The sequence below is a fragment of the Streptomyces sp. B93 genome (genome assembly GCF_018070565.1).
Lineage (GTDB): Bacteria > Actinomycetota > Actinomycetes > Streptomycetales > Streptomycetaceae > Streptomyces.
Window position 1 is genome coordinate 161,332 of sequence record NZ_JAGPXL010000006.1, and the last position, 25,554, is coordinate 186,885.

The following is a 25,554-nucleotide window of genomic DNA, read 5'->3' on the forward strand; positions in this document are numbered from 1 at the left end:
CCGACCCCCAAGGACCCACGTCCGCCCCACCCCAAGGACCCACGTCCGCCCGCCCACAAGGGCCTACGTCCGCCCCGCCACCCGGTCCGCCACCCGCGCCAGCCGCGACGACCCGGCCGCGTGCGTCGTCAGCTCCCGGCGGTCCGCCGCCCGGTAGGTGGCGTACAGGCCGTGCACGCCCAGCCAGCGCAGCGGCTCCGGCTCCCACCGGCGCACCCGGTGGCCCACCCACGGCAGCGCGGTCAGCGCGGTCGGCCCGGCCCCGCCCGAGTCGAGCCGCACCAGGTCGCGCAGGGTGCGGGCGGCGAGGTTGGCGGTGGCGACGCCGGAGCCGACGTAACCGCCCGCCCAGCCCAGGCCGGTGGCCCGGTCGAGGGTGACGGTGGCGCACCAGTCGCGCGGCACGCCGAGCACCCCCGACCAGGCGTGCGCGACCCGGACGCCGGTCAGCGAGGGGAAGAAACGGGTCAGGACCTCCTGCAACGCCTCGACGGTCGCCTCCCGTGTGCGGCCGTCGTTGTCGGTGCGGGAGCCGAAGCGGTACGGCACCCCGCGCCCGCCGAGCGCGATGCGGCCGTCGGCGGTGCGCTGGGCGTACATGTAGGCGTGCGCCATGTCGCCGAGGGTCTCGCGGCCCGCCCAGCCGATGTCCGCCCACCGCGCGTCGGTCAGCGGCTCGGTGACGATCATCGAGGAGTTCATCGGCAGCCAGGTCCGCCGCTGCCCCTTCAGCGCCGCCGTGAACCCCTCCGTGCAGCGCAGCACGTACGGCGCCCGCACGGTCCCGTACGGCGTCACCGCCCGCCCCGGCCGGATCTCGGTGACCGGCGTCGACTCGTGCACGCTCACCCCGAGCCGTTCGACGGCCGCCGCGAGCCCCTTCACCAGCTTCACCGGGTGCACCCGCGCCCCGTGCGGCGTCCACGCCGACCCCACCGCCCCGGCCACCCTGATCCGCTCGGCGGTCTCCCGGGCGCCGTACAGCTCACGGTCCTGTTCGCCGTACGACAGCTCGTGCTCGTGGAACGCCCTCAGCCGCGCCGACTGGGCGGGCGTGCGGGCCACTTCGAGCACCCCGCCCCGGTGGATGTCGGCGTCGATACCCTCCTCGGCCGCGACCCGCACGACCTCGGCTACGGTGTCGTTCATGGCCCGCTGGAGGCGTACGGCGGCGTCGTGGCCGTGCAGCCGGGCGTACCGGTCGCGGCCCGCGACGCCGTTGTAGAGCCAGCCGCCGTTGCGGCCGGACGCGCCATAGCCGCAGAACTTCTGTTCGAGGACGGTGATCCGCAGGGCGGGGTCCGCCTTCTTCAGGTAGTACGCCGTCCACAGCCCCGTGTAGCCGCCGCCGACGATCACCACATCGGCGGCCGCGTCCCCGGGCAGCGGTTCGCGGGGCGCGGGGAGGCCGTCCTGGGCGTACCAGAAGGAGACACCACCGTTGACGAAACGGCTGCTCGCTGAGGGGTCCATGGCCGGAAGCTAACCCGGCGGGGAGCCTTCTGTCTGCTACGGAATCCGTTGATTTCCGGGCTCGGTTACAGTCCCGGGGATGGTCGACATCCCGGCAGAACTGGTCGAAACCCAGACCCGCTACAACGGCGCCGCGGGCCGCGCCTTCATCGCCGCGCTCCCCGCGCTCGCCGCCCGCTTCCACGCCGACTGGGCGCTGCGCCCGGACGGCCCGCCGAGGTACGGCGTGTGCGCGCTGGTCCTGCCGGTCCGCCGCGCGGACGGCACCCCCGCCGTGCTGAAGCTCCAGCTGCCCGACGGCGAGACCGAGGGCGAACCGCTCGCCCTGCGCGCCTGGGACGGCGACGGCGCGGTACGGCTCCTCGCCCACGACGAGGCCACCGGCACGCTCCTGCTGGAACGCCTCGACGCCACCCGCACCCTCGCCGACGTCCCCGTCCACGAGGCCACCCTCGTCATCGGCCGCCTCCTGGCCCGCCTGACCGCCCGCCCGGCCCCGCCCGGCCTGCGCCGCCTCGCCGACCTCGCCCCGGCCCTGCTGGACCGCACCCCGCCCGCCCTGGCCCGCGTCCCCGACCCGGCGGCCCGCGCGCTGCTCACCGACTGCGCCGCCGCCCTGCGCGAGGTCGCCGCCGAGCCCGGCGACCGGCTGCTCCACTGGGACCTGCACCACGACAACGTCCTGGCCGCCGACCGCGCCCCCTGGCTGGCCATCGACCCCAAGCCGCTCTCCGGCGACCCCGGCTTCGACCTCTTCCCCGCCCTGCGCGACCGCTACGACCCGGCCGGCGTCCGCTGGCGCTTCGACGCGCTGACGGACGCCCTCGCCCTGGACCGCCCCCGGGCCCGCGCCTGGACGCTGGCCCGGGTCCTCCAGACCTGCGTGTGGGAGACCGAGGAGGGCATGCCCCTCACCCCGGAGCACCTGGAGATCGCCCGCCTGCTGCGCCGCTGACATCCGCCGGTGCCGGGCCCGCGGGCAGGCACAGGGTGAACACGCTGCCGGCACCGGGTGTGCTGGTGACGTCCACGGTGCCGCCGTGCGCGGCGAGCAGGTGGCGGACGATGGGCAGGCCGAGGCCGCTGCCGCCGGTGCGTCTGCTGCGGGACTTCTCCGCCCGCCAGAACCGGTCGAAGATGTGCGGGAGGTCGGCGGCCCCGATCCCGCACCCGGTGTCGGCGACCTCCAGGACCACGCTGTCGCCGTCGGGCCGCGCGGCCAGGGTGACCGTGCCGCCGGGCGGGGTGTGCCGCAGCGCGTTGGTCACCAGGTTGCCGACCGCCTGCCGCATCCGCACCGGGTCGGCGTCCAGCCAGCACGCGCCGGGGGCGGTGACCGTGCGCAGGTCGACCCCGGCGGTCTCGGCGGCGACGCGGTGGGCGGCGGCGGTCTGGTCGAGGAGGTCGGCCGCGCGCACCGGTTCGCGGTGCAGCCGCAGCGTCCCGGCGTCGGCGTCGGCGAGATCACGCAGGTCGTCGATGACGCGCTGGAGGACCAGCGCCTCGTCGTGCAGGGCGGCGAGCAGCTCCCGGTCGGGCTCGACGACACCGTCCCGGGTGACCTCCAGCCAGCCGCGGATGTTGGTGAGGGGGCTGCGCAGCTCATGGGCGATGTCGCTGACCATCGCCTTGCGCTGGGCCTCCAGGCGGGCCCGCCGGTCGGTCAGGTCGTTGAACGCCTCGGCGAGGATGCCGGTCTCGTCGCGGCTGGAGACGGGCACCCGCACCTGCCGGTCCGGGGACTGCCGTACCGCCTCCGTCAGGGCGCGCAGCGGTCGCACCAGGCGGGTGGCGACCACGGCGGTCACGGCGACGGTGACCGCGAGGACCAGACCGGCCACCCCGACCACCTTGACCTTGTTGGCGGGTGACATGTCGAAGCGCACCGGTCCGGTGGTGCCGCCGCCGAGGTGGAGCCGCGCCACCGGGGCGACGTACGGGTCGAGCTGGGCGCGGCGCGCGGAGTCGAAGCAGTCCCGGGCCCGGTCGGCGACGCGCTCGCCGTCCGGCGCGTCGGACTGGTCGGCCCCGTACAGCCTGCTCAGCTTCAGCCCCACCCCGTCGAAGTGGGGGTGCTCGGCGGTCAGGACGTCGGCGGCGAGCAGGTCGACCAGCTGCGTCGCCCGCTCGTCGACGTCCTTCTCGCGCCGCTCCAGACAGGCGCGGGCGCGCTCGCGCAGCTCCGTGACCGCCTTGTCCTCGGTGGCCGTCGGGGTGTTGAGCTTGCCGTCCGCGCAGGGCTCGGGCACCAGGGGGGCTCCGGTGCCGCCGTCGTCGGTGAGGAAGGGGCGGCCGCCGGGCATCCGGTCGATGCTCGCCCGGACTCCGTTCTCGGCCATGCAGCGCTGCCGGTCCCGGGCCAGCCGGTCCAGCCGGGCGCGTTCGGTGGCGGGCAGCCGGTAGGGGCCCACGACGCGCGGGTCCACCCCGGGGCGCTGGGCGCCCGGTTCGGTGTGGGTGTCGGTGCGCAGCGGGTCGACGGTGGCGGCGGCGCTCGGCGACAGCGGGGTGCCGGGTGGCGCGGAGTCGGCGATGAGGTCCCCGTTGGCGGTGACGAGGGCGATCCGGCGCCCGGTCCGCTCGGACAGCGCCCGTACGACGGTGTCGGCGCCGCTCCAGTCGGCGTGGGTGGCGGCGTGGCCGCTGAGCCGGGCGAGGATGTCCATGTCGTCGGCGAGGGCCTGGCCCTGTTCGGCCCGCAGCGCCTGGGTGGTGGTCTGGACGACGAGCCAGGCGGTGGCCGCGACGGAGCAGGCGGCGATCAGCACGGACGCGATCAGCAGCCGCACCAGCAGGCGCCCGCGCAGTGGTACGCCGCTCATGCCCGCCGCGCGCTCAGCTTGTAGCCGACGCCGAACACGGTCAGCAGCCGGGCCGGGCGGCGCGGGTCGTCCTCGATCTTCCGCCGCAGGTTCATGATGTGCACGTCGACGGCCCGCTCCGTGGACGCCCGGTCGATGCCCCGGGTGTGGGCCAGGAGTTGCCGTCGGGTGAAGACCCGCTCCGGCTCGGCCGCCATCGCCAGCAGGATCGCGAACTCGGCTGGGGTGCACTCCACCGGCGCCCCGTCGCAGCGCACCTCGTGGCGGACCGGGTCGACCGTGACCGCGCCCGCGCGGACCGGCGGGTCCCCGTGCCCGCTCCGGCCGCCGCGCCGCAGGACGGTGCGGACGCGGGCCATCAGCTCGCGCGGGCTGTACGGCTTGGTCATGTAGTCGTCGGCGCCGAGGTCGAGGCCGCGCAGCAGGTCGTCCTCGGCGGCGCGGGCGGTGAGCATCAGCACGGGCAGGTCGCCGTCGCGGCGCAGCGTCCGGCACACCTCGAACCCGTCGGGGCCGGGCAGCATCACGTCCAGCACGACGAGGTCGGGCGCGAGCCGCCGGGCCGCGTCGACGGCGGCCGGACCGTCGTGGACGACGGTGACGGTGTGCCCTTCCGCGAGCAGGGACCGGCGTATCAGTTCGGCCTGCATCTCGTCGTCCTCGACGACCAGCACATGTGCGCCCACTCGGCGGATCCTAGAACCTGTCAGCGGGCCAGGGAGGCGGCGTCGCCCATCACGACGACCGGGTGCCGGTCCGGGTCCAGGGCGCGCAGCAGGTCCCGCATGTGCTCCTCGGCGAGGCTGACGCAGCCCTGGGTGGGGCCGCCGTGGTCGACGTGCAGCCATATGCCGCCGCCGCGTCGGGCGCCGAGCGGGCGCGTCCAGTCCTGCGGTGAGGTGCCGGGCCGGCGGTTGTAGTCGATGGCGACGACGTAGTCGAAGGAGCCTTCCAGGGGCTCGCCCTCGAATCCGGTGCCGCTGAGCGTGAACCCGCTGGAGCGGTGGTACGGCAGCCGGGTGCCGGGGTCGGGCAGCCGTCCTCCGGCGTCGCTGAGGGTGTACACGCCGATGGGGGAGCGCAGGTCACCGAGGACGTGGTGCCCGGTCCACCCCTTGAGCGCGTTGTGCGCGGGCCACTCGGGCCCGCCCTGCCACCCGTCGGCGGTCCGCTCGTACAGCACGGCGACGGACCGCGGGGAGTCCTTGCCCTCCCCCGTGACGACGAGGACCTGTCGGCTCGCGTCCGGTATCCCGGCGCGTGTGGCGGCCCCGAGTCCGGGCACCTCCTGCGGGAGGACGTCGACGGACACCTCGGCCATGGGCTCCCGGCTCACCTCGGCCGCGGGGGCGGCGGCAGCCCGTGCCTCCCGCCCGGACTCCACCGGTGTGCTCCGCCCACACCCGGTGAGCAGTACCGGCACCAGCACGGCGGCCGACAGGGCGGTCCTCGCAGTACGCGTGATCATGCGCTCGACCCTGGCGCACAGTTGTGAGGAACCTGTCAGCCACAGCAGTCTGTTGGTCCTGTGCATGCCATACGATCCCGCCCATGATCACTCATAAGACGGCATTCAGACGCCGTCCCCTGTCCGGGATACTGCTGTTCATCCTGGCGCTGACGGCGACGATGGTCTCGGCACCCCCCGCGTCGGCCGCGACCACCAGTGACTGCGCGACCTCGACGTCCGGCCGCTACGAGACCTGCTTCATCTACGGCGGCGGAACCGAGGACCGGCTGCTCGTCACCAAGATCAAGGGCAAGATCGACGCGACCGCCGACGCCTCCGCCGCCGGGGAGACGGGCAACTACATCCGCGTCGCCCTCTACAACTGGTACGCCAGCGGCGGCGGCTCGGACATCGCGGCCTCGCTGGTGCGCGCCCAGCGGAGCGGGGTGAGCGTCCGCGTCGTGGTCGGCCCCTCGGAGTCCTCGATCACCACCTACCTCGCGAGCAACGGCATCGACGTCAGGTACTGCGCCGACTCCTGCATGGCCGAGGGCAGTGGCTCGATGCACAACAAGTTCTTCCTGGTGCGGAAGGGCGACACCAAGCTCGTCATCCAAAGCTCCAGCAACCTGAAGGGCAGCCAGGCCACCCACGCCCAGAACCTGCTGATCAGCCGCGACGACGACGCGCTGTTCTCCGCCTACGTCAACTACTGGCGCCGCCTGTACGCCAAGGACTGGACGTACGACGGCGTCACCTGGGACACCAACGCCAAGCGGACGATCGACGGCACCAACGACCTGTCGAAGGCCTACTTCTTCCCCCAGCCCCAGGCCACCCGCGTCGCCGACGTCCTGGGCAACGTCTCCGCCTGCGAGCCGGGCAACGACCGCGTCTGGATGGAGGCCAGCGAGTTCGACTCGTCGTCCTACTCGAAGGGGATCGTGGACCAGCTCAAGCGCCTGCGCGGCATCGGCTGCGACATCAAGGTCATCGTCCAGAAGCAGGCGGGCTACGACATGCTGCGCAGCTACGGCATCCCGGCGACCGACATCCGCTGCGACGGCTGGAGCCACAACAAGCTGCTGCTGATCGACGCCAAGTACGCCAGTGAATGGCGCAAGCCGGTCTTCGTCGGCTCCTACAACCTCACCGAGAACTCGGCCTGGCGCGCCAACGACGCGATGCTGCGCGTCATCGACGGAAGCGTCACCAACCGGTACATCAACCAGTTCCAGCACCTGTGGACGAACCCGCGCGCCTGCGACCCCGCCGGGGTGGAATAGCGCTCACGCCCGGGTCGCCCGGGTGAGTCACCCGGGCGACCCGGCTCACTGGAGCCCCCTGTCGGATTCGAACCGACGACCTGCTGTTTACAAGACAGCCGCTCTGGACCAGCTGAGCTAAGGAGGCACGCACGCGCGCGTGACGCCGTGCCCGTGCAGTGTACCCAGCTCCCGGCGGGGGCCCGTCGAAAATTTCCGCGAAGTTCACAGCCCTCCGGGTACTGACAGAACAGGTGAACGCCGGGTACCGTCCGAAAGCCAGTCCACAGCCGTGGACTACACCACCTTCCTACAACGGATCGTCCGGCACGTTCCTGCCGGTAGAAGGGGGCCCATTCACCATGGCCACAGTCACGTTCGACAAGGCGACCCGGATCTACCCGGGTTCCACCAAGCCCGCCGTCGACGGCCTCGACATCGAGATCGCGGACGGGGAGTTCCTCGTCCTGGTCGGCCCGTCCGGTTGCGGCAAGTCCACCTCCCTGCGGATGCTCGCGGGCCTGGAGGACGTCAACGGCGGCGCCATCCGCATCGGCGACCGCGACGTCACGCACCTGCCGCCCAAGGACCGGGACATCGCCATGGTGTTCCAGAACTACGCGCTCTACCCGCACATGACGGTCGCCGACAACATGGGCTTCGCGCTCAAGATCGCGGGCGTCAACAAGGCGGAGATCCGGCAGAAGGTCGAGGAGGCCGCGAAGATCCTCGACCTCACCGAGTACCTGGACCGCAAGCCGAAGGCGCTCTCCGGCGGACAGCGCCAGCGTGTCGCCATGGGCCGCGCCATCGTGCGTGAGCCGCAGGTGTTCCTCATGGACGAGCCGCTGTCCAACCTGGACGCCAAGCTGCGTGTCTCCACCCGTACGCAGATCGCCTCCCTCCAGCGCCGCCTGGGCATCACCACCGTCTACGTCACCCACGACCAGGTCGAGGCCCTCACCATGGGCGACCGGGTCGCGGTCCTCAAGGACGGTCTGCTCCAGCAGGTCGACACCCCGCGCAACATGTACGACAAGCCCGCCAACCTCTTCGTCGCCGGCTTCATCGGCTCCCCGGCCATGAACCTGGTCGAGGTCCCGATCGCCGACGGCGGCGTGAAGTTCGGCAACAGCGTGGTGCCGGTCGACCGGGACGCGCTCTCCGCCACCACCGAGAAGTCCGTCACCGTCGGTGTCCGCCCCGAGCACTTCGACGTCGCCGGAGCCGACTCCGACCAGGGCCTCGCGGTCACCGTGAACGTCGTCGAGGAGCTGGGCTCCGACGCGTTCGTCTACGGCACCGCCAAGGTCGGCGACGAGTCCAAGGACCTCGTCGTCCGCGTCGGCGGCCGCAACGTCCCGGAGAAGGGCAGCACCCTGCACGTCGTCCCGCGCTCCGGCGAGACCCACGTGTTCTCCACCTCCACGGGCGCGCGCCTCTCCGACTGAGCCACGCCGTGACCGGCGGCGACGCCGGGCGAACCACCCAGGTTGACGACAACGGGCCCCGCGACCGCGCGGGGCCCGTTTCGCATGCGTCCCGTTGTCGACAAATACCCCGGCACACCACCCCAATTCGAGCAGCGTGCGTCAACCCCGTACCCACGAAAGGGCACCTTTACGTCCCCCGATACGGTGGCGACCGCTCACCAAATGTCGCCAAATCATTACGGGGCGCTACCCTCACTCGCGTGAAGCACTCCACCACCCAACAGACGCGTCGCGGCCGGGGCCCCGCCCGCCGGATCGGCCGCACCCTCGCCCTCGTCCTGCCCGTCGTCCTGGTGCTCTCCGGGACCCTCGCGGTCGCCCGAGTCAACTGGTCGGGGAACCCCTCGCACCCGGTGCTCACCGCGGCGGACGCCTCGGCCGCCGGCGCCTCCTCCCGCGCCGCCACCCGTGCCCCGCACCAGGTGCTCCAGGACCGGCTGCTGACCGAGCTACAGGCGAAGGACCCGGGCGTCGCCCTCACCCACCTCCAGCAGGCGGTCAACGGCAACCCCTCACTCGCCCGGCACTGCGCCGCCATCGCCCGCGCCCTCGGCCGCGCCGCGGTCCGCGTGTACGGCCCGACCCGCGCCCAGTCCTACGCCCGTCCGGTCTGCGACACCGCCTTCGCCTCCGGTGTCGCCGCCGCCCACCGCTGACCCGGGGCCCGGCCCGCCCGTGCCCCGGGGCCCGTCCCGGGCCGCGCGCGGGCGCCCCCTACAGTTCGGGGCATGACTGATCAGAACGCCGCCGCGGCCCGACCCACCCAGGCGGTCATCCTCGCCGGTGGCCAGGGCTCCCGGCTGCGCCCGTACACCGACGACCGGCCCAAGCCGATGGTCGAGATCCCCGGCACGGGAACTCCGATCATCGGCCACCAGCTCGCCTGGCTCGCCGCCGAAGGTGTCACCGACGTGGTGGTGAGCTGCGGGCACCTCGCCGAGGTGCTCTGCCAGTGGCTGGACGGCACCGAGCTGCCCGTCTCCGTCACCACGGTCATCGAGTCCGAGCCCCTCGGCCGCGGCGGCGGCCTCAAGTACGCCGCCGCCCGCCTCCCCCGGCCCGAGCAGTCCTGGTACGCCACCAACGGCGACATCTGGACCCGCTTCTCGCTGCGCGACATGGCGGACTTCCACACCGAGCGGGACGCCGTCGCGACCATCGCCCTGGCCCGCCCGCGGCTGCCGTGGGGCGCCGTGCAGACGGACGGCTTCGGCCATGTCACGGACTTCATAGAGTCCCCGCCGTCCACGTTCGAGATCAACGCGGGCGTCTACGTCTTCTCCCCCGCCTTCGCCGCACTCCTCCCGGACCGCGGCGACCACGAGCGCAGTACGTTCCCCCAGCTGGCCCGCGAACGCCGTCTGGCGGGCTTCCCGCTCCCGCAGGGCGCCTACTGGCGCGCCATCGACACCGCGAAGGACCTCACGGAGGCCGCGAAGGAACTGGCGGCGCTCAAGCGCTGAACGCCCCGGAGACGGCTACGGCGAGGGGTCCCGCACCTGTGTGAGGTGCGGGACCCCTCGCCGTACGGCTGTCGGGGGAGCGTCGTCAGCCCAGCAGGCCCCCCACGAGGCCCGGCCGCCCGCCCGTCGACTCCCCGCCACCGCCACCGGCGCCGGTGTCGCTGTCGGGACCGGCTCCCGCGCCGCCCGTGGGATCGCCGCCGCCGCTGGTCGCGACGCCGCCGGAGGTCGGCCCGGAGCTGGTGCTCGGCGCCTGCTGGTCGGGCGAGGTCTGCTGCGGCGGCGCCTGCCCCGCGGTCCCCTGGGTCTGGCTGGGCATACCCCCGGGGACCGCGCCGGTGCCCTGGGTGGCGCCCGGCGTGGCGGCGGCGCCCGCGGTGGGCGAGGCCGTGGTGGCACCCTGCGTGGCGCCCTGGGTGGGCGAGGAGACCGTCGCCGACGGGGACTGGCTGCGCCTGCGCTCGGCGGGGTCCTGCGGCAGCGGGGAGCCCGGCAGTTCGTTGCGCGGGGCCTCGCCGGGCCCGGGGACGACCACCCGGTCGGCGTCGCGGACCGCGCTGCCGAGGAGCGATCCGATGAGCAGGGTGAGCCCGGTGACGATGGCGGTGACGAGGGCGCCGCGCCGCAGCACGTAAAGGCGCAGCTCCCAGATGTCGGAGCGCGGTCCGAGCCGCCGCCAGGCGCCGCTCGCGAGACGGCCGTCGACGGAGTAGACGGGCGCCCCGGCGATGATCAGCGGGGACCAGGCGGCGAGGTAGATGATGTCGGGGGTGTCGTAGGCGGGGACGCTCTTCCAGCTGACGGTGACCAGCAGCGCGGCGGACAGCAGCGCGCCGACCACGGCGGCGACCCGCTGCCAGCAGCCCAGGACCGTGAGCACGCCGACGATGACCTGGAGGAAGGCGATCACCAGCCCGGAGCCAACCGGGTGTGCGAGGGCGAACTGCCGCAGCGGCTCGGCGACTTCCCAGGGGTGCAGGGTGTTCAGCCACTTCACCATGGAGCCGCGCGCGCCGCCGTCGAAGTAGACGGGGTCGCAGAGCTTGCCCATCCCGGCGTAGATGGAGATGAAGCCGAGGAAGACCCGCAGCGGCAGCAGGACGCCGCCGAGGTTCATCCGGCGGCCGGGGTAGTAGGCGTGCCGGGCGGGGTCGTCGGCGTGCCTGCGGCGGGTGCCCTCGGACGGGTCGCCGAAGTCGTCGGGGGCGGAGAGGTCCTCGTCGTCGTACGGGCGGCGCGCGTACGGCTCGGTCTCCTGGTCCTCCTCGTCGGCGCTGGCGACGGTGCGCATGTGCGGCAGCAGCCGGGTGGCGTCACCGGGTCCGCGCTGGGCGCCGACGACGGGGGTCTCCACGGTCCGGACGAGGTCGTCGTCGTACTCGTACACGTCCCCGTACCCGGGGCGGGGGTCGACGCGGGGGATGACCTGGGTGGCGGCGGCGGGCTCGTCGGCGGTGCGCACGCCCGCACCGCGCACGGCCTGGAGGAGACGGTGCGCGCCGGTGTCGTCGGGGAGGGAACGGCCGCTCCAGACGACGGGGCGGCGCCGGGCACCGTCCTTCGCGCCCGGCGCGCCGACGACGGGCATCCGGGCGGTGTCCGCCGCGGCACTCATGTGCCGTGCGATCCGGGGGAGTTGGGCCGCCCGCCGCGAGGACGCGCCCAACTGCACGCGGAAGCTCGCATGATTGACGATGACCTGCGCCGGATCGCTCGGCACCTTCACCATGCTCAGCGCGGGAGCGTCGTCGAATCCCGACGAGCGGTCCCCCGTGGGTGTGCGGGGTGTTCTGGTGTCCACACTCATCTAACCGAGTGACGTGTGTTTAGGACACTGCCTTGACCTGGGCGATCTGTCCGGACCCCGTCAAGCTTGCCCGCAACGCCCGGATTACCCCGTACGGGTGACGCCGGGCACGCGCGTTCAGCCGCGCCGCCGCGCCGCCTCGTACAGCACGATCCCCGCCGCCACACCGGCGTTGAGCGACTCGGCGCCGCCCGGCATCGGGATGCGCACCCGGAAGTCACAGGTCTCGCCGACGAGCCGCGACAGCCCCTTGCCCTCGCTGCCGACGACGATCACGACGGGCCCCTCCAGCGCCTGGAGGTCCTGCACCTCGCTCTCCCCGTCGGCGGCGAGCCCGACGACCACCATCCCGGCCTTCTTGTACGTCTCCAGGGCCCGGGTCAGATTGGTGGCGCGGGCGACCGGCGTCCGGGCCGCCGTACCGGCGGACGTCTTCCAGGCACCGGCGGTCATCCCGGCCGCGCGCCGCTCGGGCACGACGACACCGTGGCCGCCGAACGCGGAGACGGACCGCACCACGGCACCGAGGTTGCGCGGGTCGGTCACCCCGTCGAGGGCGACGATCAGCGGGTCCTCGCCCGCGTCGGCGGCGGCGCCGGCGAGGTCCTCCGGGTGCGCGTACTCGTACGGCGGCACCTGGAGCACCAGACCCTGGTGGTTGAGCCCGTTGGTCATCCGGTCCAGCTCGGGACGCGGGGCCTCCATCAGGTTGATGCCGCCGCGCTCGGCCACCAGCTGGAGCGCCTCGCGCACCCGCTCGTCGTTGTCGATGAACTGCTGCACGTAGAGCGTGCTCGCGGGCACCCCGCCGCGCAGCGCCTCGACGACCGGGTTACGGCCGACGACCAGCTCGGAGGCGGCCTTGCCGGTACGGCGCTGCGGCGCACGCCCCTGCGCCCGGCGGGACTTCGCGGCGGCGGCGCGCTGCTTGGCGTGCCCCTTGCGCATCTCGGCGGGCGGCGTCGGCCCCTTGCCCTCGAGGCCCCGGCGCCGCTGGCCGCCACTGCCGACCTGCGCGCCCTTCTTGCCGGACATGCGGCGGTTGTTCGCGGCCATGACCTACCTGTCTGTGGGGAACGGAGAAGTACGTACGTCTTCTGTTACGTGTATGCAGTGTGCCGCCCGGAGGGCCGGGCGGCACAATCGATCACCGTGCTCAGCGCCCGCCGAGACTCCAGCGGGGTCCGTGCGGGCTGTCCTCGATGACCAGTCCGGACCGCTGGAGCTGGTCCCGGATGGCGTCCGCGGTGGCCCAGTCCTTGCGGCCCCGCGCCGCCTCACGCTGGTCCAGGACCAGGCGTACGAGGCTGTCGACGACGCCGTGCAGATCCTCGCCCCGGTCGTCGTCCCCGGCCCACTGGGGGTCGAGGGGGTCCAGGCCGAGGACGCCGAGCATGGCGCGCACCTCGGCGAGGCGGGCGGCCGCCGCGTCCTTGTCGTCGGCGGCGAGGGCGGAGTTGCCCTGCCGGACGGTGGTGTGCACCACGGCGAGGGCCTGGGGGACGCCCAGGTCGTCGTCCATGGCCTCGGCGAAGGCGGCCGGCACCTCGGCGGCGGGCTCGACCTCACCGGCCAGCTCGACGACGCGCTGCACGAACCCCTCGATCCGCGCGAACGCGGCGTCGGCCTCGCGCAGGGCCTCCTCGCTGTACTCGATCATCGAGCGGTAGTGCGGCGTGCCGAGGTAGTACCGCAGCACGATGGGCCGCCAGTGCTTCACCATCTCCGAGACCAGCACCGAGTTGCCGAGCGACTTGGACATCTTCTCGCCGCTCATGGTGACCCAGGCGTTGTGCAGCCAGTACCGGGCGAACTCGTCGCCGTATGCCTTGGCCTGGGCGATCTCGTTCTCGTGGTGCGGGAAGATCAGGTCGAGCCCGCCCCCATGGATGTCGAACTGACGTCCGAGGTACTTGTGCGCCATGGCGGAGCACTCCAGGTGCCAGCCCGGCCGCCCGCGCCCCCACGGCGTCTCCCAGCTGGGCTCCCCCGGCTTCGCCGCCTTCCACATGGCGAAGTCGCGCGGGTCCCGCTTGCCGGTCTCACCGGCGGAGGAGGGCTGCTGGAGGTTGTCCAGCTCCTGGTTGGACAGCTTCAGGTACTCCGGGAACGACCGCACGTCGAAGTAGACGTTCCCGTCGGCCTCGTACGCGTGCCCGCGCTCGATGAGCCCGCGCATCATCTCGACCATCTCGGTGATGTGTCCGGTGGCCCGGGGCTCGTAGGTGGGCGGCAGGCAGCCGAGCGCGGCGTAGCCGTCGTTGAACGCCCGCTCGTTCTCGTACCCGATGGACCACCAGGGCCGCCCCTGCTCGGCGGACTTGGTGATGATCTTGTCGTCGATGTCGGTGACGTTCCGCACGAACGTCACGTCATAGCCGCGGTACTCGAACCACCGCCGCAGGATGTCGAAGTTGAGCCCCGACCGGATGTGCCCGATGTGCGGCGCGGCCTGCACGGTGGCACCGCACAGGTAGATCGAGACACAGCCCGGCGTCAACGGGTCGAAGTCACGGATCTGCCGGGCGCTGGTGTCGTACAGCCGAATAGTCACCCCACCAGGGTAGTAGGCCCAGGCACCACCTCGAGCCCAATAACGCCCCGACCAAGCAACCACACCGCCGCCCAGCCGTGGCTGCGGGCAGTCGTGCCGCTGGGGCGATGGGGGTCCCCCCTGCTCGAGCGAAGCCGAGAGCTTGGGGGAGGGTGGGCGCTGGGGGTGCCCCCTGCTCGAAGAGCTTGGGGGAGGCACCCCGCCGCGCCGGGTTGCGCAGCGCCCCCCGCCCAGCTAAATCACCCGCACCACCAACGCCGTGGCCACAGCCATCAGCCCCTCCCCCCGCCCGGGAAAGCCCAGCCCGTCCGTCGTGGCCCCGGACACGGAAACCGGCGCCCCGACCACCTCGGACAGCACCTTCTGCGCCTCGTCCCGCCGCTTCCCGATCTTCGGCCGATCCCCAACGACCTGCACCGCCACGTTCCCGATCCGAAACCCCGCGGCCCGCACGATCCGGGCCGCCTCCGCGAGCAGCACCACCCCCGACGCCCCGGCCCACTCAGGCCGACCCGTCCCGAAGTGCTGCCCCAGATCCCCGAGCCCCGCCGCGGAGAACAACGCGTTGCACGCGGCATGAGCCACCACGTCCGCGTCGGAGTGCCCGGCGAGCCCCGCCCCTTCGCCCTCCCACTTCAACCCGGCACACCACAGCTCCCGCCCCTCCTCGAAGGCATGGATGTCCGTGCCGATCCCCACCTGCGGCAGCACCGCCACCGGCTCAGAACCCATCGTTCAGCCTCCTCCGCGCCAGAACCGCCTCCGCGAGCACCAGATCGAGCGGCCGCGTCACCTTGAACGCCTCCTCGTGCCCCGGCACGACCACCACCGGCAGCCCCAGCCGCTCGACCATCCCGGCGTCGTCGGTGACCTCACCGGTCACGCTCTCGTGCGCCCGCACCAGCGTCGCCCGGTCGAACCCCTGCGGCGTCTGCACCGCCCGCAGCCGCGCCCGCACCGGCGTGGCGAGCACCGTCTCGGCCGCCCCGGCCACCTCCGCGGGCTCGACCTCCTTCACGGTGTCCGCCAGCGGCACCGCGGGCACCACCGCGGGCGCCCCGCCCCGCACCGCCTCGATCACGGAGTCCACGGTGTCCACCGGCACCAGCGGCCGGGCCGCGTCATGCACCAGCACGATGTCGTAGCCGGGCGGCAGCGCGTCGAGGCCGAGCCGCACGGACTCCTGCCGGGACTGCCCGCCGGGCACGACGAGGACATCCGTCCGCTCCGGCAGCGCGTGCGCGTCGAGCATCGACTTGACCTCGGCGGAGCCGTCCGGCGGGGCCACGACGACGACCAGGGACACCGCCCGGGAGGCCGCCATGGCGTGGACCGCGTGGACCAGCATCGGGGTGCCGTTCAGCGCGCGCAGCGCCTTGGGGGCGCCCGGCCCCAGCCGCACACCCCGTCCCGCGGCGGGAATCACCGCGGCGGTACGCGCCTCGGCGGCAGGGGCGTTCGAACGACCGTCTTCGTCAAACATCGGTTCCTGTCAGGTTTGTGTGCCGGCCTGGCGTGGGTATGGCCTGGGCGTACCCCGTGCTCCTGGAGCGCGGGGAGTGCCGGGCGCGACGCCTTGACCGGACCCTTCCGTGACACTGGTCGAGCCAGCTGCCCGGGCCCGGCACACAAAGTATCGGGGGCGGAGCAGGCCCTGGGCGGGCCGTCCGGAGACGGACATGCCGCAGCGCCCGGCGACGAAAGACAGTTCTACGTCATCGTCATCGGGCACCGCGGCATTTCAATGCGCAAGATGTGCATGGCGTACGGCGGGTGCCGCACTGTTGGAGCGTGGACTGCCTGCCACGCGTCAGGACGCGAGAACCTCGTCGAGCAGAGCCTCGGCCTTGTCCTCGTTGGTGTTCTCCGCGAGGGCGAGTTCGCTGACCAGGATCTGCCGGGCCTTGGCGAGCATGCGCTTCTCACCGGCGGAGAGTCCGCGCTCGCGCTCACGACGCCACAGGTCACGCACGACTTCCGCGACCTTGATGACATCGCCGGAGGCGAGCTTCTCCAGGTTTGCCTTGTAGCGACGCGACCAGTTCGTGGGCTCCTCGGCGTACGGCGCGCGCAGCACCTCGAAGACCCGGTCCAGCCCGTCCTGACCGACCACATCACGTACGCCGACGAACTCCGCATTGTCCGCTGGCACACGTACCGTCAGGTCACCCTGGGCGACCTTCAGCACCAAGTAGGTCTTGTCCACGCCTTTGATCTGGCGAGTTTCGATGGCCTCGATCAGCGCGGCCCCGTGATGGGGATAGACCACGGTGTCGCCAACCTTGAACGTCATGTGACAGGTACCCCTTCCGTGGCTATCCAGGGTAACACGGATACGGCGTCTTCTGAATGGCGTTTTCGCAGGTCAGGGCATATCTCGGGGCTTGACAACAGCGCCGGGAACGTGCTTCGCGGGCCCGGCGGAGCAAGGAATTCGCAGGTCGGAGCGGCTGTCCGGGGCGCGGGAAACGCACGCGTTACACGCCTCCGGCACCCCCGCCAAGTGGCGGAACATCCCCATATGTCCGCTTCCAAACGCTCGACTTCCGCTACTCCGTTCGGCTCGTGGAGTCGGGTACGAGACGATTCCGGAATTGATCACCAGCGCTCTTCTCCGGTGATCAATTCCGGGGTGACGGCGGTCGCATTCCTTCGCCGGGTTTTCGCTCGGGATTGTCCCGCACGCCTTTTGCGAATGCCGACGGGCGACGGTCACAAGTGGCCCGGGAGTCGCGTCCGCGGTGTGTGAGTGACCGGGACACCCCGGTAGGGAGGGTCGGGTGCGGCGGCCGGGGAACGGATCGGTAACCTGGGGCCGCTGACAGATCCTTAGGGTGGCTTTACAAGGACAGCCGCCCCTGCGTTCAAGGAGTTGCCGCCGCCGTGAGCAGCAGCCTTCGACGCGGCGCCCTCGCCGCCTCCGCCATCGCGTTCTCGATCGCCTCGCTCGCCGCCTGCGGCGCCGGCAACAACGCCCAGACCCTGGAGATCAAGCCGGACAACGCGGCCACCAGCGTCGGGGACATCAAGATCCAGAACGCCGTCGTCATCACCCAGCCGGAGGCCGAGGCCACCGGACCGGCCGCGATCTCCGCGACCGTCTTCAACAGCGGCTCCAAGCCGCAGACCCTGGACTCGATCACCGTGGACGGCCTGGGCGGTCCGGTCGAGCTGTCCCCCGCCGGGGGCGAGGGCAAGCTGACCGTACCGGCGGGCGGCTCGATCATCATCGGCGGCCCGGACAACGCCTCGGCGGTCCTCTCCGACGGCGCCAGCCTCACCGACGGCGACGCCCACAAGGTCACCTTCTCCTTCAGCAGGACCGGCGACGTGACGCTGGCCGCCTTCATCGTCCCGGCCGAGGGCTACTACGCCTCGTGGGGCCCGACCCCGGCCGCCGAGTCGCCGGAGCAGCAGGAGTCGCCGGAGGCTTCCGGGTCCCCGGAGGCCACCGAGGGCGCCTCGCCGGACGCGACCGCCACGGCGGAGGGCACCGAGGGTGCTGAGGGCGCCGAGGGTACCGAGGAGACCACGGGCCACTGAGCGCCGTAGGGCGCAGGACAACGAGAAGGGCGGGACCTCCGAGAGGTCCCGCCCTTCCTCGTCGTACCGCCTACGGCCTGCGGTTCACGGCTTACGGCTCGAACTTGTAGCCAAGGCCCCGGACCGTCACCAGGTAGCGCGGCGCCCCCGGGTCCGGCTCGATCTTGGCGCGCAGGCGCTTGACGTGGACGTCGAGGGTCTTGGTGTCACCGACGTAGTCGGCGCCCCAGACGCGGTCGATGAGCTGCATACGGGTCAGGACGCGGCCCGCGTTGCGCAGCAGCATCTCCAGCAGGTCGAACTCCTTCAGCGGCAGGTCGACCTTGGTGCCGCCGACGGTGACCACGTGCCGGTCGACGTCCATGCGGACCGGACCGGCCTCCAGGGCGGCCGGGGTCACCTCCTCGGGCTCGCCGCGGCGGCGCAGCACGGCGCGGATGCGGGCGACCAGCTCCCGCGAGGAGAACGGCTTGGTGACGTAGTCGTCGGCTCCTATTTCCAGCCCGACCACCTTGTCGATCTCGCTGTCCTTGGCGGTCACCATGATCACGGGGACGTTGGAGCGGCCGCGCAGCTGGCGGCAGACCTCGGTGCCCGGCAGGCCGGGCAGCATCAGGTCGAGGAGAACGAGGTCGGCGCCGTTGCGCTCGAACTCGTCGAGTCCGTCGGGCCCCGTGGTCGCGACCGCGACCTCGAAGCCCTCCTTGCGGAGCATGTACGACAGGGCGTCGGAAAAGGACTCCTCGTCCTCGACGACAAGCACACGGGTCACGGAAGGACCTCCGGAGCGGGAAGTGTTCTGTACGGGGGTGAGTCAGGGGACGAGGAACGGGCTGGGTCAGCGGACTGACCGTCGTCGTCCTCGTCGTCGACGGCGGGGTGCTGGTGGGCCCGGTCACGGGCGGCGCCCGCCTCCGGCAGCCGCAGGGTGAACGTGGAGCCCTGTCCCTCGGAGCTCCACACCGTGACCTCCCCGCCGTGCGAGGCGGCCACGTGCTTGACGATCGCCAGCCCGAGTCCCGTACCACCGGTGGCGCGGGAGCGGGCCGGGTCGACCCGGTAGAAGCGCTCGAAGATGCGCTCCTTGTCCTTGTCGGAGATGCCGATGCCCTGGTCGGTCACGGCGATCTCGATCAGGTCGCCGCCGGGTGCGGCGACCCTGCGGGCGGCGATGCCGACGCGGGTCCGCGCGGGCGAGTAGTTGACGGCGTTCTCCACGAGGTTGCCGAGCGCGGCGGCGAGCTGTCCGCGGTGGCCCCAGACGTGCAGGTCGGCGGTGCCTCCGGCGGCCATGGTGATCTGCTTGTGGGAGGCGGTGTGGCGGCAGCGGTCGACGGCCTCGGCGACGAGTTCGTCGACCCGGACCGGCTCGGCGTCCTCCAGAGGGTCGTCGTTCTGCACCCGGGAGAGGTCGATCAGCTCCTGCACCAGGTTGGTCAGCCGGGTCGCCTCGATCTGCATCCGCCCGGCGAAGCGTTCCACCGCCTCGGGGTCGTCGGAGGCGTCCATGACGGCCTCGGAGAGCAGGGAGAGCGCGCCGACCGGGGTCTTCAGCTCATGGCTGACGTTGGCGACGAAGTCCCGGCGGACCGCCTCTATGCGGCGGGCCTCGGTGAGGTCCTCGACCAGCAGCAGCACCAGCCGGGAGCCGAGCGGGGCGACGCGGGCGGAGACCGCGAGGGCCTCGCCGCGGCCGGAGCCGCGCCGGGGCAGGTCCAGCTCGACCTGTCGTATCTCTCCGTCGCGCCGGGTGTCGCGGGCCATCTGGAGCATCGGTTCGACGGCCAGCCTGCCGCCGCGGACCAGTCCGAGGGCGTACGCCGCCGAACTGGCCTTGACCACGGCGTCCGCTTCGTCGAGGACGACGGCGGAGGAGCGCAGCACCGACAGCACGGTGTCCACGCCCGGCGGGAGCACCGGGTCGGTGTGCAGGGAGGTCCGGGTGGGGCGTTTCAGGTCGCGTTCGCTCCAACGGAACGCCAGCATGGCGATCACGCCGGTGAGCACACCGGCGATCGCTGCCACTGCGGCGACCGCCGCGTTCACGTCCATGCCTCCAGGTTAGGCATGCCCTCCGCGGTGCCTACAGTCGTCCGAGCACCAGCTCGAACACTCGTCGCCCAGAGTTCACCTTGGAGCCAGTGGTGGTTCATTTGGGGTGGCGGAAACGGACGCGTAGAGGCCGGATCGTGGGAGCGTGGGGGGAACGGCGCCGGTTTCACCATGGGCTTTCCGGCTCATGGGTAGGGCTGGGGCCGAGCCGGTTCCGGATCGTCGGGGCCCCGGCGGAACCACTCTTCGGACCCCTTCCGGGACGTCTCCCCGGCCCCTCGCCGGGGGCCTGGAGAGGTGCCGGAAGGTGTCCGGAACCACCCGAAAGAGACGCACGAGAGGAACCCTGATGCGGGACGCGTACCACGAGGAACTGGACTCGATCGGCGACGGACTGGTCGAGATGGCCCGGCTGGTCGGGTCGGCGATCGGGCGCGCCACCACGGCCATCCTCGACTCCGACCTGAAGCTGGCCGAGAGCGTGATCGAGGCGGACAAGCGGGTTGACGAACTCCAGCACGACCTGGAGGCCCGTGCCATAGCCCTGCTCGCGCGCCAGCAGCCGGTGGCGACGGACCTGCGGATAGTGGTGACCTCGCTTCGCATGTCCGCCGACCTGGAGCGCTCCGGCGACCTCGCCCAGCATGTGGCGAAGCTCGCACGGCTGCGGTTCCCGGAGCGGGCGGTCCCGCACGACCTGCACGCCACCATCCTGGAGATGGGCCAGCTCGCCCAGCGGCTGATGGCCAAGGCGGCCGAGGTCATCGTCACCAAGGACGTCGACCTGGCGCTCCAGCTCGAACAGGACGACGACGCGATGGACCTCCTCCACCGCACCCTGTTCCAGCACCTGATCGACGAGCGCTGGAAGCACGGCATCGAGACGGCCGTCGACGTGACGCTGCTGGGCCGCTACTACGAGCGGTTCGCCGACCACGCGGTGTCGGTCGCCAAGCGGGTCGTCTTCCTGGTCACCGGCGAGCACGCGGACGAGCTGCAGGCCGAGACGCAGCCGGAGATCCAGCCGGAGGTACCGCCGATGCCGGCGGCCGAGGAGGGCTGACCGGGCGGGGCCGGGTGGGGTGCGCGTTCTCCGGGCCGGGTGGGGGCGCCCCTGCCGGGGAGAGGCGGGTGCGCCTGCGCCCTTGCCGGGCCGGGGCGTGCGTGAGCCACTGTGCGCCGTTGATGCGCCCAGTGGAGCGGGCATGCAATGGGCAAGGCACCGGCGCCGTACGGAGCCAGGTGCAGGTAGCGGAACCGTCCTCCAGGAGGGACCGACCATGCCCGACTCCCCCACCACCCCGCCCGCCCCGACCCCGGACCCCACCCGGCAGCAGCCGACCGAGCAGCCCGCGGACCTGAGGAGCCTGCCCCTCGTCGCCGCCTGCGGCTGCGGCTCGGGCTGCGGCTGCGGCTGTCAGTCGGGCGGCCCTTGCCAGTGCGGCTGACGGAGACCCGCCCGCCACCACTTCGCATCGCCCCGCCCGTCATCGCGTCCACCGCCCCGTTCGCCAGGCTCGCCGCCCGGGCGCAGCATGGAAGGGGTACGGGAAGGTGAGAGCACGCCGAGGACGGAGGGAGGCAGAGATCATGCCCCAGTTCATGGACGTCCACCACGGGATGAAGGGCATCACCGCCGAGGGGCTGCGCGAGGCCCACAACGCGGACCTCGCCATCGAGAAGGACGAGGGCGTGCACTTCGAGCGCGCCTGGGCCGACCCGGAGTCCGGAACGGTCTACTGCCTCTCCGCGGCTCCGTCGGCGGAGGCGGTGCAGCGCATCCACGAGCGGACGGGGCACGCGCCGGACGAGATCCACCCGGTGCCGTTGTCGATCTGACCGACAGGTAGGTGCTGAGCCACGCCGTCCGCGCACGACGCGCGGGCGGCGAGCCGTGTTCTCGACGAAGCCCGGCGGGAAAAGAACCACACGGCGATGTCGAGAACCGTCATCCGCCTCCGTCCCCGGGGTGAGCGCGACCACAATGGGCCGCACGAGCACCGAGGAGAAGCACGATGGCCAAGTACCTGCTGCTGAAGCACTACCGCGGCGCCCCGGCGGCGGTCAACGACGTGCCGATGGACCAGTGGAGCCCCGGGGAGATCTCGGCGCACATGCGGTTCATGCACGACTTCATGGCCCGGCTGGAGAAGACCGGCGAGTTCGTCGACGCCCAGGCGCTGGCCCCCGAGGGGATGTGGGTCCGGTACGAGGGTGAGGGGCGCCCGCCGGTCACCGACGGCCCGTTCGCCGAGACCAAGGACCTGATCGCCGGTTGGGTGGTCATCGACGTCGACAGCGAGGAGCGCGCCGTCGAGCTGGCCGGGGAACTGTCGGCCGCGCCCGGTGCGGGGGGCAAGCCGATCCACGAGTGGCTGGAGGTGCGCCCGTTCCTGGCCGCCCCGCCCACGATCACGGAGTGACGCACTCGATGGACGAGGTTCTCCTCAGGAGCCTCACGCCGAGCGTGCTCACCGTCCTCGTCCGCCGCGGAGCCGACTTCGCGGCGGCCGAGGACGCGGTGCAGGACGCGCTGGTGGAGGCGCTCCGGGTGTGGCCGACCGACCAGCCGCGGGACCCCAAGGGCTGGCTGATCACCGTGGCGTGGCGCAAGTTCCTCGACGCGGCGCGCTCGGAGGCCGCCCGCCGCAGGCGCGAGGACCGCGTGGAGGAGGAGCCGCCTCCCGGCCCCGCGCCCTCCATGGACGACACGCTCCACCTCTACTTCCTCTGCGCGCACCCGTTGCTGACCCCGGCCTCGGCGGTCGCCCTGACCCTGCGCGCCCTCGGCGGCCTGACCACCCGCCAGATCGCCCGGGCCTACCTGGTGCCCGAGGCGACGATGGCGCAGCGCATCAGCCGGGCCAAGCGCACGGTCTCCGGCGCGCGCTTCGACCGCCCCGGCGACGTGGCCACCGTCCTCCGCGTCCTCTACCTGGTCTTCAACGAGGGCTACTCGGGCGACGTCGACCTCGCCGCCGAGGCGATCCGGCTCACCCGGCAGCTCGCGGCGGCCGTGGACCACCCCGAGGTGTCCGGACTGCTCGCCCTCATGCTGCTCCACCACGCCCGACGCGCCGCCCGGACCACGCCCGACGGCAGCCTGGTGCCGCTGGCGGGGCAGGACCGGGGCCGCTGGGACACCCGCCTGATCGCCGAGGGCGTCATGATCCTCCAGGCCGCCCTCGCCCGCGACCGGCTGGGCGAGTTCCAGGCCCAGGCCGCCATCGCCGCCCTGCACGCCGACGCGCCCCACGCCGCCGAGACCGACTGGGTGCAGATCGTGGAGTGGTACGACGAGCTGACCCGCCTCACCGACAGCCCTGTCGTCCGCCTCAACCGCGCGGTCGCCGTGGGCGAGGCCGACGGCCCCCAGGCGGGCCTCACGGCCCTGTCCGCCCTGGACCCCGCCCTCCCCCGCTGGACCGCGGTCGCGGCCCACCTCCACGAACGCGCGGGCGACCTCCCCACAGCGGCCCGCCTCTACACGGAGGCGGCCCACAAGGCCCCCACCCTCCCCGAACGCAACCACCTCACCCGCCAGGCGTCCCGCCTGAACACCCACCTACGCGCCTGACCCCCAACTCACAGCCGAACGACCGCTTCCGTGCCCACGACGGCCCCAAGAACCCCGGCCGTAAGCCTCACGGTCGTCGGCGTAAAAAGACGGCTCATCCCGACCCGCTCAGCCGCAAAGCCGTGTATACGCCACGCAGAGTCACGGACGTTGAACGCCACAACCCCGCAAACAACCACGAACCCCACATCCCACAACACCCGCAACCACCCCACGAAACCCCTCCCTGGCGGCCGGTCCCACGAACAAGCCCTCCCCCCGTGGATAACCCGCAGGGAGAGGGCGTGCGCGTGCGGGCTTACTTCTTCTTGCCCTGGGTCTGGCGGGCCCGTTTTTCAGCCCTGGTCAACGGGTTGCGGACCAGGGCTGACCTGCGGTTGAGCCGTCGTCATTGGTCGTTGTTGGTCGTCGTCGGCCGTCCTTGGAGGGCCCAGAGTGGACCCGGACGTCGCCCCGGGCTCACTCACGAAGAGGAGCAGCCCTCGCCCGGCTTGGGAGTGTCGTCGGTGAAACCGTGCTCTGCGGGACGCGTTGGGCGCTGAGCAAGCCAGCCGGACACCCGAGGGCCGCCGTTCATGGCCACTCCCTCAAGGACTGTCCGAACGTGCTCGAAGCCTTGCCGAAGGTAGTACGCCTGAAGCCCCTCGTTGGTCGTCCACGCGTCCAGACGCAGCCACTTGGCTCCGGCCCGGTAGGCCCGATCGCCCGCCCAATCGAGCAGGCGCCCCCCGACGTTCGCCCCAGCATGGGAGCGCGCGACCGTGAGCTTGTTGATGAACAGAGAAGGCTCCGCAAGCTCCTGCTCGGTCCAGAGGCCTGGCTCAGCGTCAGGGGTCAGGGTGATGGTCGCGACCGTAGCGGGGCCATCCACCACCATGAAGACGGTTCCCGCCTCGATAGTCTCCAGCAACTTGTCAGCGGGGTAGGGTCGGCGCCACTGGTCAGTGCCGAGACGGGAAAGCCAGGCTGCGGCCTCCTCACGGAAGGCGAGCAGCCGGGCAACGTCGTCTGGGCAGGCGGGGATGATTCTCACTGAGGCTCGTTCTCGCTTCGGGCGGTCAGGTCGCCGATCTCGTAGTTCATCCGGTTGAGGTCGCCCCGGAACGTGGTGATGGTGCATCGGATGGGTCGCTCTGCGGAGTAGCCGGTACGCGTCCAGAGCAGCACTGGCACTCCGGCGCCGATCTCCAACAGTCGTGCCTCCTCTGGGGTCGGCATACGCGCGGCGATCTCGTCGAAGTACCCAACCTGCACGATGCCCTGAGCGGCTAGATACCGCGTAGTTCCCTCTTCGATGTCCCCTGGCTCGGCAAGTCGCGGCGACGCGTCGACCAGCCACGACGGGTAGTAGGTCGCTTGCGTCGACCAAGGGACGTCGTCCACGAAACGGTGGCAGAACCGCAGCACCGCCTTCGCCCCTGTCGCAATGTCCAGTCGCTGGGCGATCTCCTCTGGCGTTGGCAGCATCTCGACCCGGAACCTCTGGTGCGGCCGTCGACCTGCGTTGGTGACGTCGGTGTTGTACGAATCCCCGTTCTGCGGAAAGTTCAGATTCTCGAACCGGGACGCGTTGAGTTCGAACACCTCGTGAGACTTGACCTCGTAGCCAAGTCCCTGGCTGGACGTCAGCAGTCCCTCGCTGACCAACAAGCTCAGCCCGTTGCGGACTGTGTTCCGGGACGCGTCGAACCGCTGTTGTAGGTCGTGCTCAGAAGGCAGCCGCGACCCCGGCGGGAAGGTGCCGTTGTCAATCTCGCGGCGCAGGGCATCGGCGACTTGCCGGTACTTCGGCTGCTTGCTCATGCCCTCATCATGACGCACTCGCGCAACTTGTTGGTACATGTAGGCCAACCCCCTTGACGACTCACTGTCCGTGGGTGCAGCATCACTGCGTCAGCTTGTACCAACAAGCTGAGCAGGTGGTGCAACACCCTCAAGTGTGCACCCACCTGCGGCGACGCCCGGAGGAAAGCCCGCAGGGGTGAGTACGAAGGAAGCGCCCGTTGGTTGAGAACTCAACAGAGTGTTGATTCGACGGGAAGTGAGTCCCCGTCC

Annotated in this window: 25 protein-coding genes and 1 tRNA gene; 11 read left to right on the top strand and 15 right to left on the bottom strand. The window is 71.9% G+C overall.

Annotated features, from left to right (window positions below):
- Positions 1-63: 63 nt before the first annotated feature.
- Positions 64-1,473 carry an FAD-binding oxidoreductase gene (locus tag KBY47_RS08350; protein WP_210920326.1) on the bottom strand — a complete coding sequence of 470 codons (1,410 nt, stop codon included), beginning with the start codon at positions 1,471-1,473 and terminating at the stop codon, positions 64-66.
- Between the two features lie 79 nt (positions 1,474-1,552).
- Between KBY47_RS08350 and KBY47_RS08355 the strand changes: the two genes are divergently transcribed.
- Positions 1,553-2,428: an aminoglycoside phosphotransferase family protein gene (locus KBY47_RS08355; protein WP_210920327.1), complete on the top strand. Its 876-nt coding sequence runs from the start codon at positions 1,553-1,555 to the stop codon at positions 2,426-2,428.
- On the opposite strand, the gene KBY47_RS08360 is transcribed toward KBY47_RS08355, so the two are convergent.
- From KBY47_RS08360 to KBY47_RS08370, 3 genes are read right to left on the bottom strand one after another with little or no spacing between them, the layout of a single operon-like run.
- Positions 2,385-4,295 carry a cell wall metabolism sensor histidine kinase WalK gene (locus KBY47_RS08360; protein ID WP_210920328.1) on the bottom strand — a complete coding sequence of 637 codons (1,911 nt, stop codon included), beginning with the start codon at positions 4,293-4,295 and terminating at the stop codon, positions 2,385-2,387. The two genes, KBY47_RS08355 and KBY47_RS08360, sit on opposite strands and share 44 nt — an antisense overlap.
- On the bottom strand, positions 4,292-4,981 hold the full coding sequence (locus KBY47_RS08365; RefSeq protein ID WP_210920329.1) for a response regulator transcription factor: 690 nt from the start codon (positions 4,979-4,981) through the stop codon (positions 4,292-4,294). Before KBY47_RS08365 ends, KBY47_RS08360 begins: the two co-directional genes overlap by 4 nt.
- Before the next feature lie 20 nt (positions 4,982-5,001).
- Positions 5,002-5,763 (bottom strand): L,D-transpeptidase family protein, encoded by a 762-nt coding sequence (locus KBY47_RS08370; protein WP_210920330.1) that lies wholly within the window; start codon positions 5,761-5,763, stop codon positions 5,002-5,004.
- 83 nt (positions 5,764-5,846) lie between these two features.
- Between KBY47_RS08370 and KBY47_RS08375 the strand changes: the two genes are divergently transcribed.
- On the top strand, positions 5,847-7,031 hold the full coding sequence (locus KBY47_RS08375) for a phosphatidylserine/phosphatidylglycerophosphate/cardiolipin synthase family protein (protein ID WP_210920331.1): 1,185 nt from the start codon (positions 5,847-5,849) through the stop codon (positions 7,029-7,031).
- 49 nt (positions 7,032-7,080) lie between these two features.
- Here the strand turns inward: KBY47_RS08375 and KBY47_RS08380 are convergent.
- Positions 7,081-7,158: transfer RNA gene (locus KBY47_RS08380), tRNA-Thr, on the bottom strand.
- Between the two features lie 214 nt (positions 7,159-7,372).
- Here KBY47_RS08380 and KBY47_RS08385 point away from each other — a divergent pair.
- The 3 genes from KBY47_RS08385 to KBY47_RS08395 all read left to right on the top strand — a co-directional run bounded on the left by KBY47_RS08385 (position 7,373) and on the right by KBY47_RS08395 (position 9,966).
- A complete protein-coding gene (locus tag KBY47_RS08385) occupies positions 7,373-8,461 on the top strand; it encodes an ABC transporter ATP-binding protein (RefSeq protein ID WP_210920332.1) in 1,089 nt (362 codons plus the stop codon).
- Between the two features lie 242 nt (positions 8,462-8,703).
- A complete protein-coding gene (locus tag KBY47_RS08390) occupies positions 8,704-9,159 on the top strand; it encodes a hypothetical protein (protein WP_210920333.1) in 456 nt (151 codons plus the stop codon).
- 72 nt (positions 9,160-9,231) lie between these two features.
- Positions 9,232-9,966, top strand: a complete 735-nt coding sequence (locus KBY47_RS08395) for a nucleotidyltransferase family protein (RefSeq protein ID WP_210920334.1) — start codon at positions 9,232-9,234, stop codon at positions 9,964-9,966.
- Between the two features lie 85 nt (positions 9,967-10,051).
- Here the strand turns inward: KBY47_RS08395 and KBY47_RS08400 are convergent, their stop codons facing one another.
- From KBY47_RS08400 to KBY47_RS08425, 6 genes are all read right to left on the bottom strand, one after another.
- On the bottom strand, positions 10,052-11,773 hold the full coding sequence (locus tag KBY47_RS08400; RefSeq protein WP_210920335.1) for a DoxX family protein: 1,722 nt from the start codon (positions 11,771-11,773) through the stop codon (positions 10,052-10,054).
- Positions 11,774-11,890: 117 nt separating this feature from the next.
- Complete coding sequence (rlmB, locus tag KBY47_RS08405) at positions 11,891-12,829, bottom strand: 23S rRNA (guanosine(2251)-2'-O)-methyltransferase RlmB (protein ID WP_210920336.1); 939 nt, start codon at positions 12,827-12,829, stop codon at positions 11,891-11,893.
- A 100-nt stretch (positions 12,830-12,929) separates the two neighbouring features.
- A complete protein-coding gene (gene cysS / locus KBY47_RS08410) occupies positions 12,930-14,327 on the bottom strand; it encodes a cysteine--tRNA ligase (RefSeq protein ID WP_210920337.1) in 1,398 nt (465 codons plus the stop codon).
- Between the two features lie 234 nt (positions 14,328-14,561).
- Positions 14,562-15,059, bottom strand: coding sequence for a 2-C-methyl-D-erythritol 2,4-cyclodiphosphate synthase (gene ispF / locus KBY47_RS08415; protein ID WP_210920338.1), 498 nt, complete (start codon positions 15,057-15,059; stop codon positions 14,562-14,564).
- Positions 15,049-15,810, bottom strand: coding sequence for a 2-C-methyl-D-erythritol 4-phosphate cytidylyltransferase (gene ispD, locus KBY47_RS08420; RefSeq protein WP_210920339.1), 762 nt, complete (start codon positions 15,808-15,810; stop codon positions 15,049-15,051). The genes ispF and ispD overlap by 11 nt, the downstream gene beginning before the upstream one ends.
- Positions 15,811-16,137: 327 nt before the next feature.
- A complete protein-coding gene (locus tag KBY47_RS08425; RefSeq protein WP_003953493.1) occupies positions 16,138-16,620 on the bottom strand; it encodes a CarD family transcriptional regulator in 483 nt (160 codons plus the stop codon).
- 590 nt (positions 16,621-17,210) lie between these two features.
- Between KBY47_RS08425 and KBY47_RS08430 the strand changes: the two genes are divergently transcribed.
- Entirely contained in the window at positions 17,211-17,870 is a 660-nt protein-coding gene (locus KBY47_RS08430) for a DUF461 domain-containing protein (protein WP_210920340.1), read from the top strand.
- A 91-nt stretch (positions 17,871-17,961) separates the two neighbouring features.
- On the opposite strand, the gene KBY47_RS08435 is transcribed toward KBY47_RS08430, so the two are convergent.
- Both KBY47_RS08435 and KBY47_RS08440 read right to left on the bottom strand, forming a co-directional pair.
- A complete protein-coding gene (locus KBY47_RS08435; RefSeq protein ID WP_004929857.1) occupies positions 17,962-18,642 on the bottom strand; it encodes a response regulator transcription factor in 681 nt (226 codons plus the stop codon).
- Entirely contained in the window at positions 18,639-19,922 is a 1,284-nt protein-coding gene (locus tag KBY47_RS08440; RefSeq protein WP_210920341.1) for a cell wall metabolism sensor histidine kinase WalK, read from the bottom strand. Before KBY47_RS08440 ends, KBY47_RS08435 begins: the two co-directional genes overlap by 4 nt.
- Before the next feature lie 349 nt (positions 19,923-20,271).
- On the opposite strand from KBY47_RS08440, the gene phoU reads away from it, so the two are divergent.
- The 5 genes from phoU (at position 20,272) to KBY47_RS08465 (ending at position 23,499) form a co-directional block, all read left to right on the top strand.
- Positions 20,272-20,985: a phosphate signaling complex protein PhoU gene (phoU, locus tag KBY47_RS08445; protein WP_210920342.1), complete on the top strand. Its 714-nt coding sequence runs from the start codon at positions 20,272-20,274 to the stop codon at positions 20,983-20,985.
- Positions 20,986-21,202: 217 nt separating this feature from the next.
- Positions 21,203-21,370, top strand: a complete 168-nt coding sequence (locus KBY47_RS08450) for a hypothetical protein (protein ID WP_210920343.1) — start codon at positions 21,203-21,205, stop codon at positions 21,368-21,370.
- A gap of 142 nt (positions 21,371-21,512) precedes the next feature.
- Positions 21,513-21,761, top strand: coding sequence for an SCO4226 family nickel-binding protein (locus KBY47_RS08455; RefSeq protein WP_210920344.1), 249 nt, complete (start codon positions 21,513-21,515; stop codon positions 21,759-21,761).
- Between the two features lie 176 nt (positions 21,762-21,937).
- The gene (locus KBY47_RS08460) at positions 21,938-22,345 is read left to right on the top strand and encodes a YciI family protein (RefSeq protein ID WP_210920345.1); all 408 of its coding nucleotides are present in this window, start codon (positions 21,938-21,940) and stop codon (positions 22,343-22,345) included.
- Positions 22,346-22,353: 8 nt separating this feature from the next.
- The gene (locus tag KBY47_RS08465; RefSeq protein ID WP_210920346.1) at positions 22,354-23,499 is read left to right on the top strand and encodes an RNA polymerase sigma factor; all 1,146 of its coding nucleotides are present in this window, start codon (positions 22,354-22,356) and stop codon (positions 23,497-23,499) included.
- A 463-nt stretch (positions 23,500-23,962) separates the two neighbouring features.
- Here the strand turns inward: KBY47_RS08465 and KBY47_RS08470 are convergent, their stop codons facing one another.
- Entirely contained in the window at positions 23,963-24,532 is a 570-nt protein-coding gene (locus KBY47_RS08470; RefSeq protein ID WP_210920347.1) for a GNAT family N-acetyltransferase, read from the bottom strand.
- Positions 24,529-25,302: a GntR family transcriptional regulator gene (locus KBY47_RS08475; protein ID WP_210920348.1), complete on the bottom strand. Its 774-nt coding sequence runs from the start codon at positions 25,300-25,302 to the stop codon at positions 24,529-24,531. Before KBY47_RS08475 ends, KBY47_RS08470 begins: the two co-directional genes overlap by 4 nt.
- Positions 25,303-25,554 lie beyond the last annotated feature (252 nt).

Coding starts and splice junctions, on each gene's coding strand:
- KBY47_RS08350 (WP_210920326.1), bottom strand. CDS start 1,473: ATGGACCCCTCAGCGAGCAGCCGTTTCGTCAACGGTGGTGTCTCCTTC.
- KBY47_RS08355 (WP_210920327.1), top strand. CDS start 1,553: ATGGTCGACATCCCGGCAGAACTGGTCGAAACCCAGACCCGCTACAAC.
- KBY47_RS08360 (WP_210920328.1), bottom strand. CDS start 4,295: ATGAGCGGCGTACCACTGCGCGGGCGCCTGCTGGTGCGGCTGCTGATC.
- KBY47_RS08370 (WP_210920330.1), bottom strand. CDS start 5,763: ATGATCACGCGTACTGCGAGGACCGCCCTGTCGGCCGCCGTGCTGGTG.
- KBY47_RS08375 (WP_210920331.1), top strand. CDS start 5,847: ATGATCACTCATAAGACGGCATTCAGACGCCGTCCCCTGTCCGGGATA.
- KBY47_RS08385 (WP_210920332.1), top strand. CDS start 7,373: ATGGCCACAGTCACGTTCGACAAGGCGACCCGGATCTACCCGGGTTCC.
- KBY47_RS08395 (WP_210920334.1), top strand. CDS start 9,232: ATGACTGATCAGAACGCCGCCGCGGCCCGACCCACCCAGGCGGTCATC.
- KBY47_RS08400 (WP_210920335.1), bottom strand. CDS start 11,773: ATGAGTGTGGACACCAGAACACCCCGCACACCCACGGGGGACCGCTCG.
- rlmB (WP_210920336.1), bottom strand. CDS start 12,829: ATGGCCGCGAACAACCGCCGCATGTCCGGCAAGAAGGGCGCGCAGGTC.
- ispF (WP_210920338.1), bottom strand. CDS start 15,059: ATGGGTTCTGAGCCGGTGGCGGTGCTGCCGCAGGTGGGGATCGGCACG.
- ispD (WP_210920339.1), bottom strand. CDS start 15,810: ATGTTTGACGAAGACGGTCGTTCGAACGCCCCTGCCGCCGAGGCGCGT.
- KBY47_RS08425 (WP_003953493.1), bottom strand. CDS start 16,620: ATGACGTTCAAGGTTGGCGACACCGTGGTCTATCCCCATCACGGGGCC.
- KBY47_RS08440 (WP_210920341.1), bottom strand. CDS start 19,922: ATGGACGTGAACGCGGCGGTCGCCGCAGTGGCAGCGATCGCCGGTGTG.
- phoU (WP_210920342.1), top strand. CDS start 20,272: ATGCGGGACGCGTACCACGAGGAACTGGACTCGATCGGCGACGGACTG.
- KBY47_RS08450 (WP_210920343.1), top strand. CDS start 21,203: ATGCCCGACTCCCCCACCACCCCGCCCGCCCCGACCCCGGACCCCACC.
- KBY47_RS08455 (WP_210920344.1), top strand. CDS start 21,513: ATGCCCCAGTTCATGGACGTCCACCACGGGATGAAGGGCATCACCGCC.
- KBY47_RS08460 (WP_210920345.1), top strand. CDS start 21,938: ATGGCCAAGTACCTGCTGCTGAAGCACTACCGCGGCGCCCCGGCGGCG.
- KBY47_RS08465 (WP_210920346.1), top strand. CDS start 22,354: ATGGACGAGGTTCTCCTCAGGAGCCTCACGCCGAGCGTGCTCACCGTC.
- KBY47_RS08475 (WP_210920348.1), bottom strand. CDS start 25,302: ATGAGCAAGCAGCCGAAGTACCGGCAAGTCGCCGATGCCCTGCGCCGC.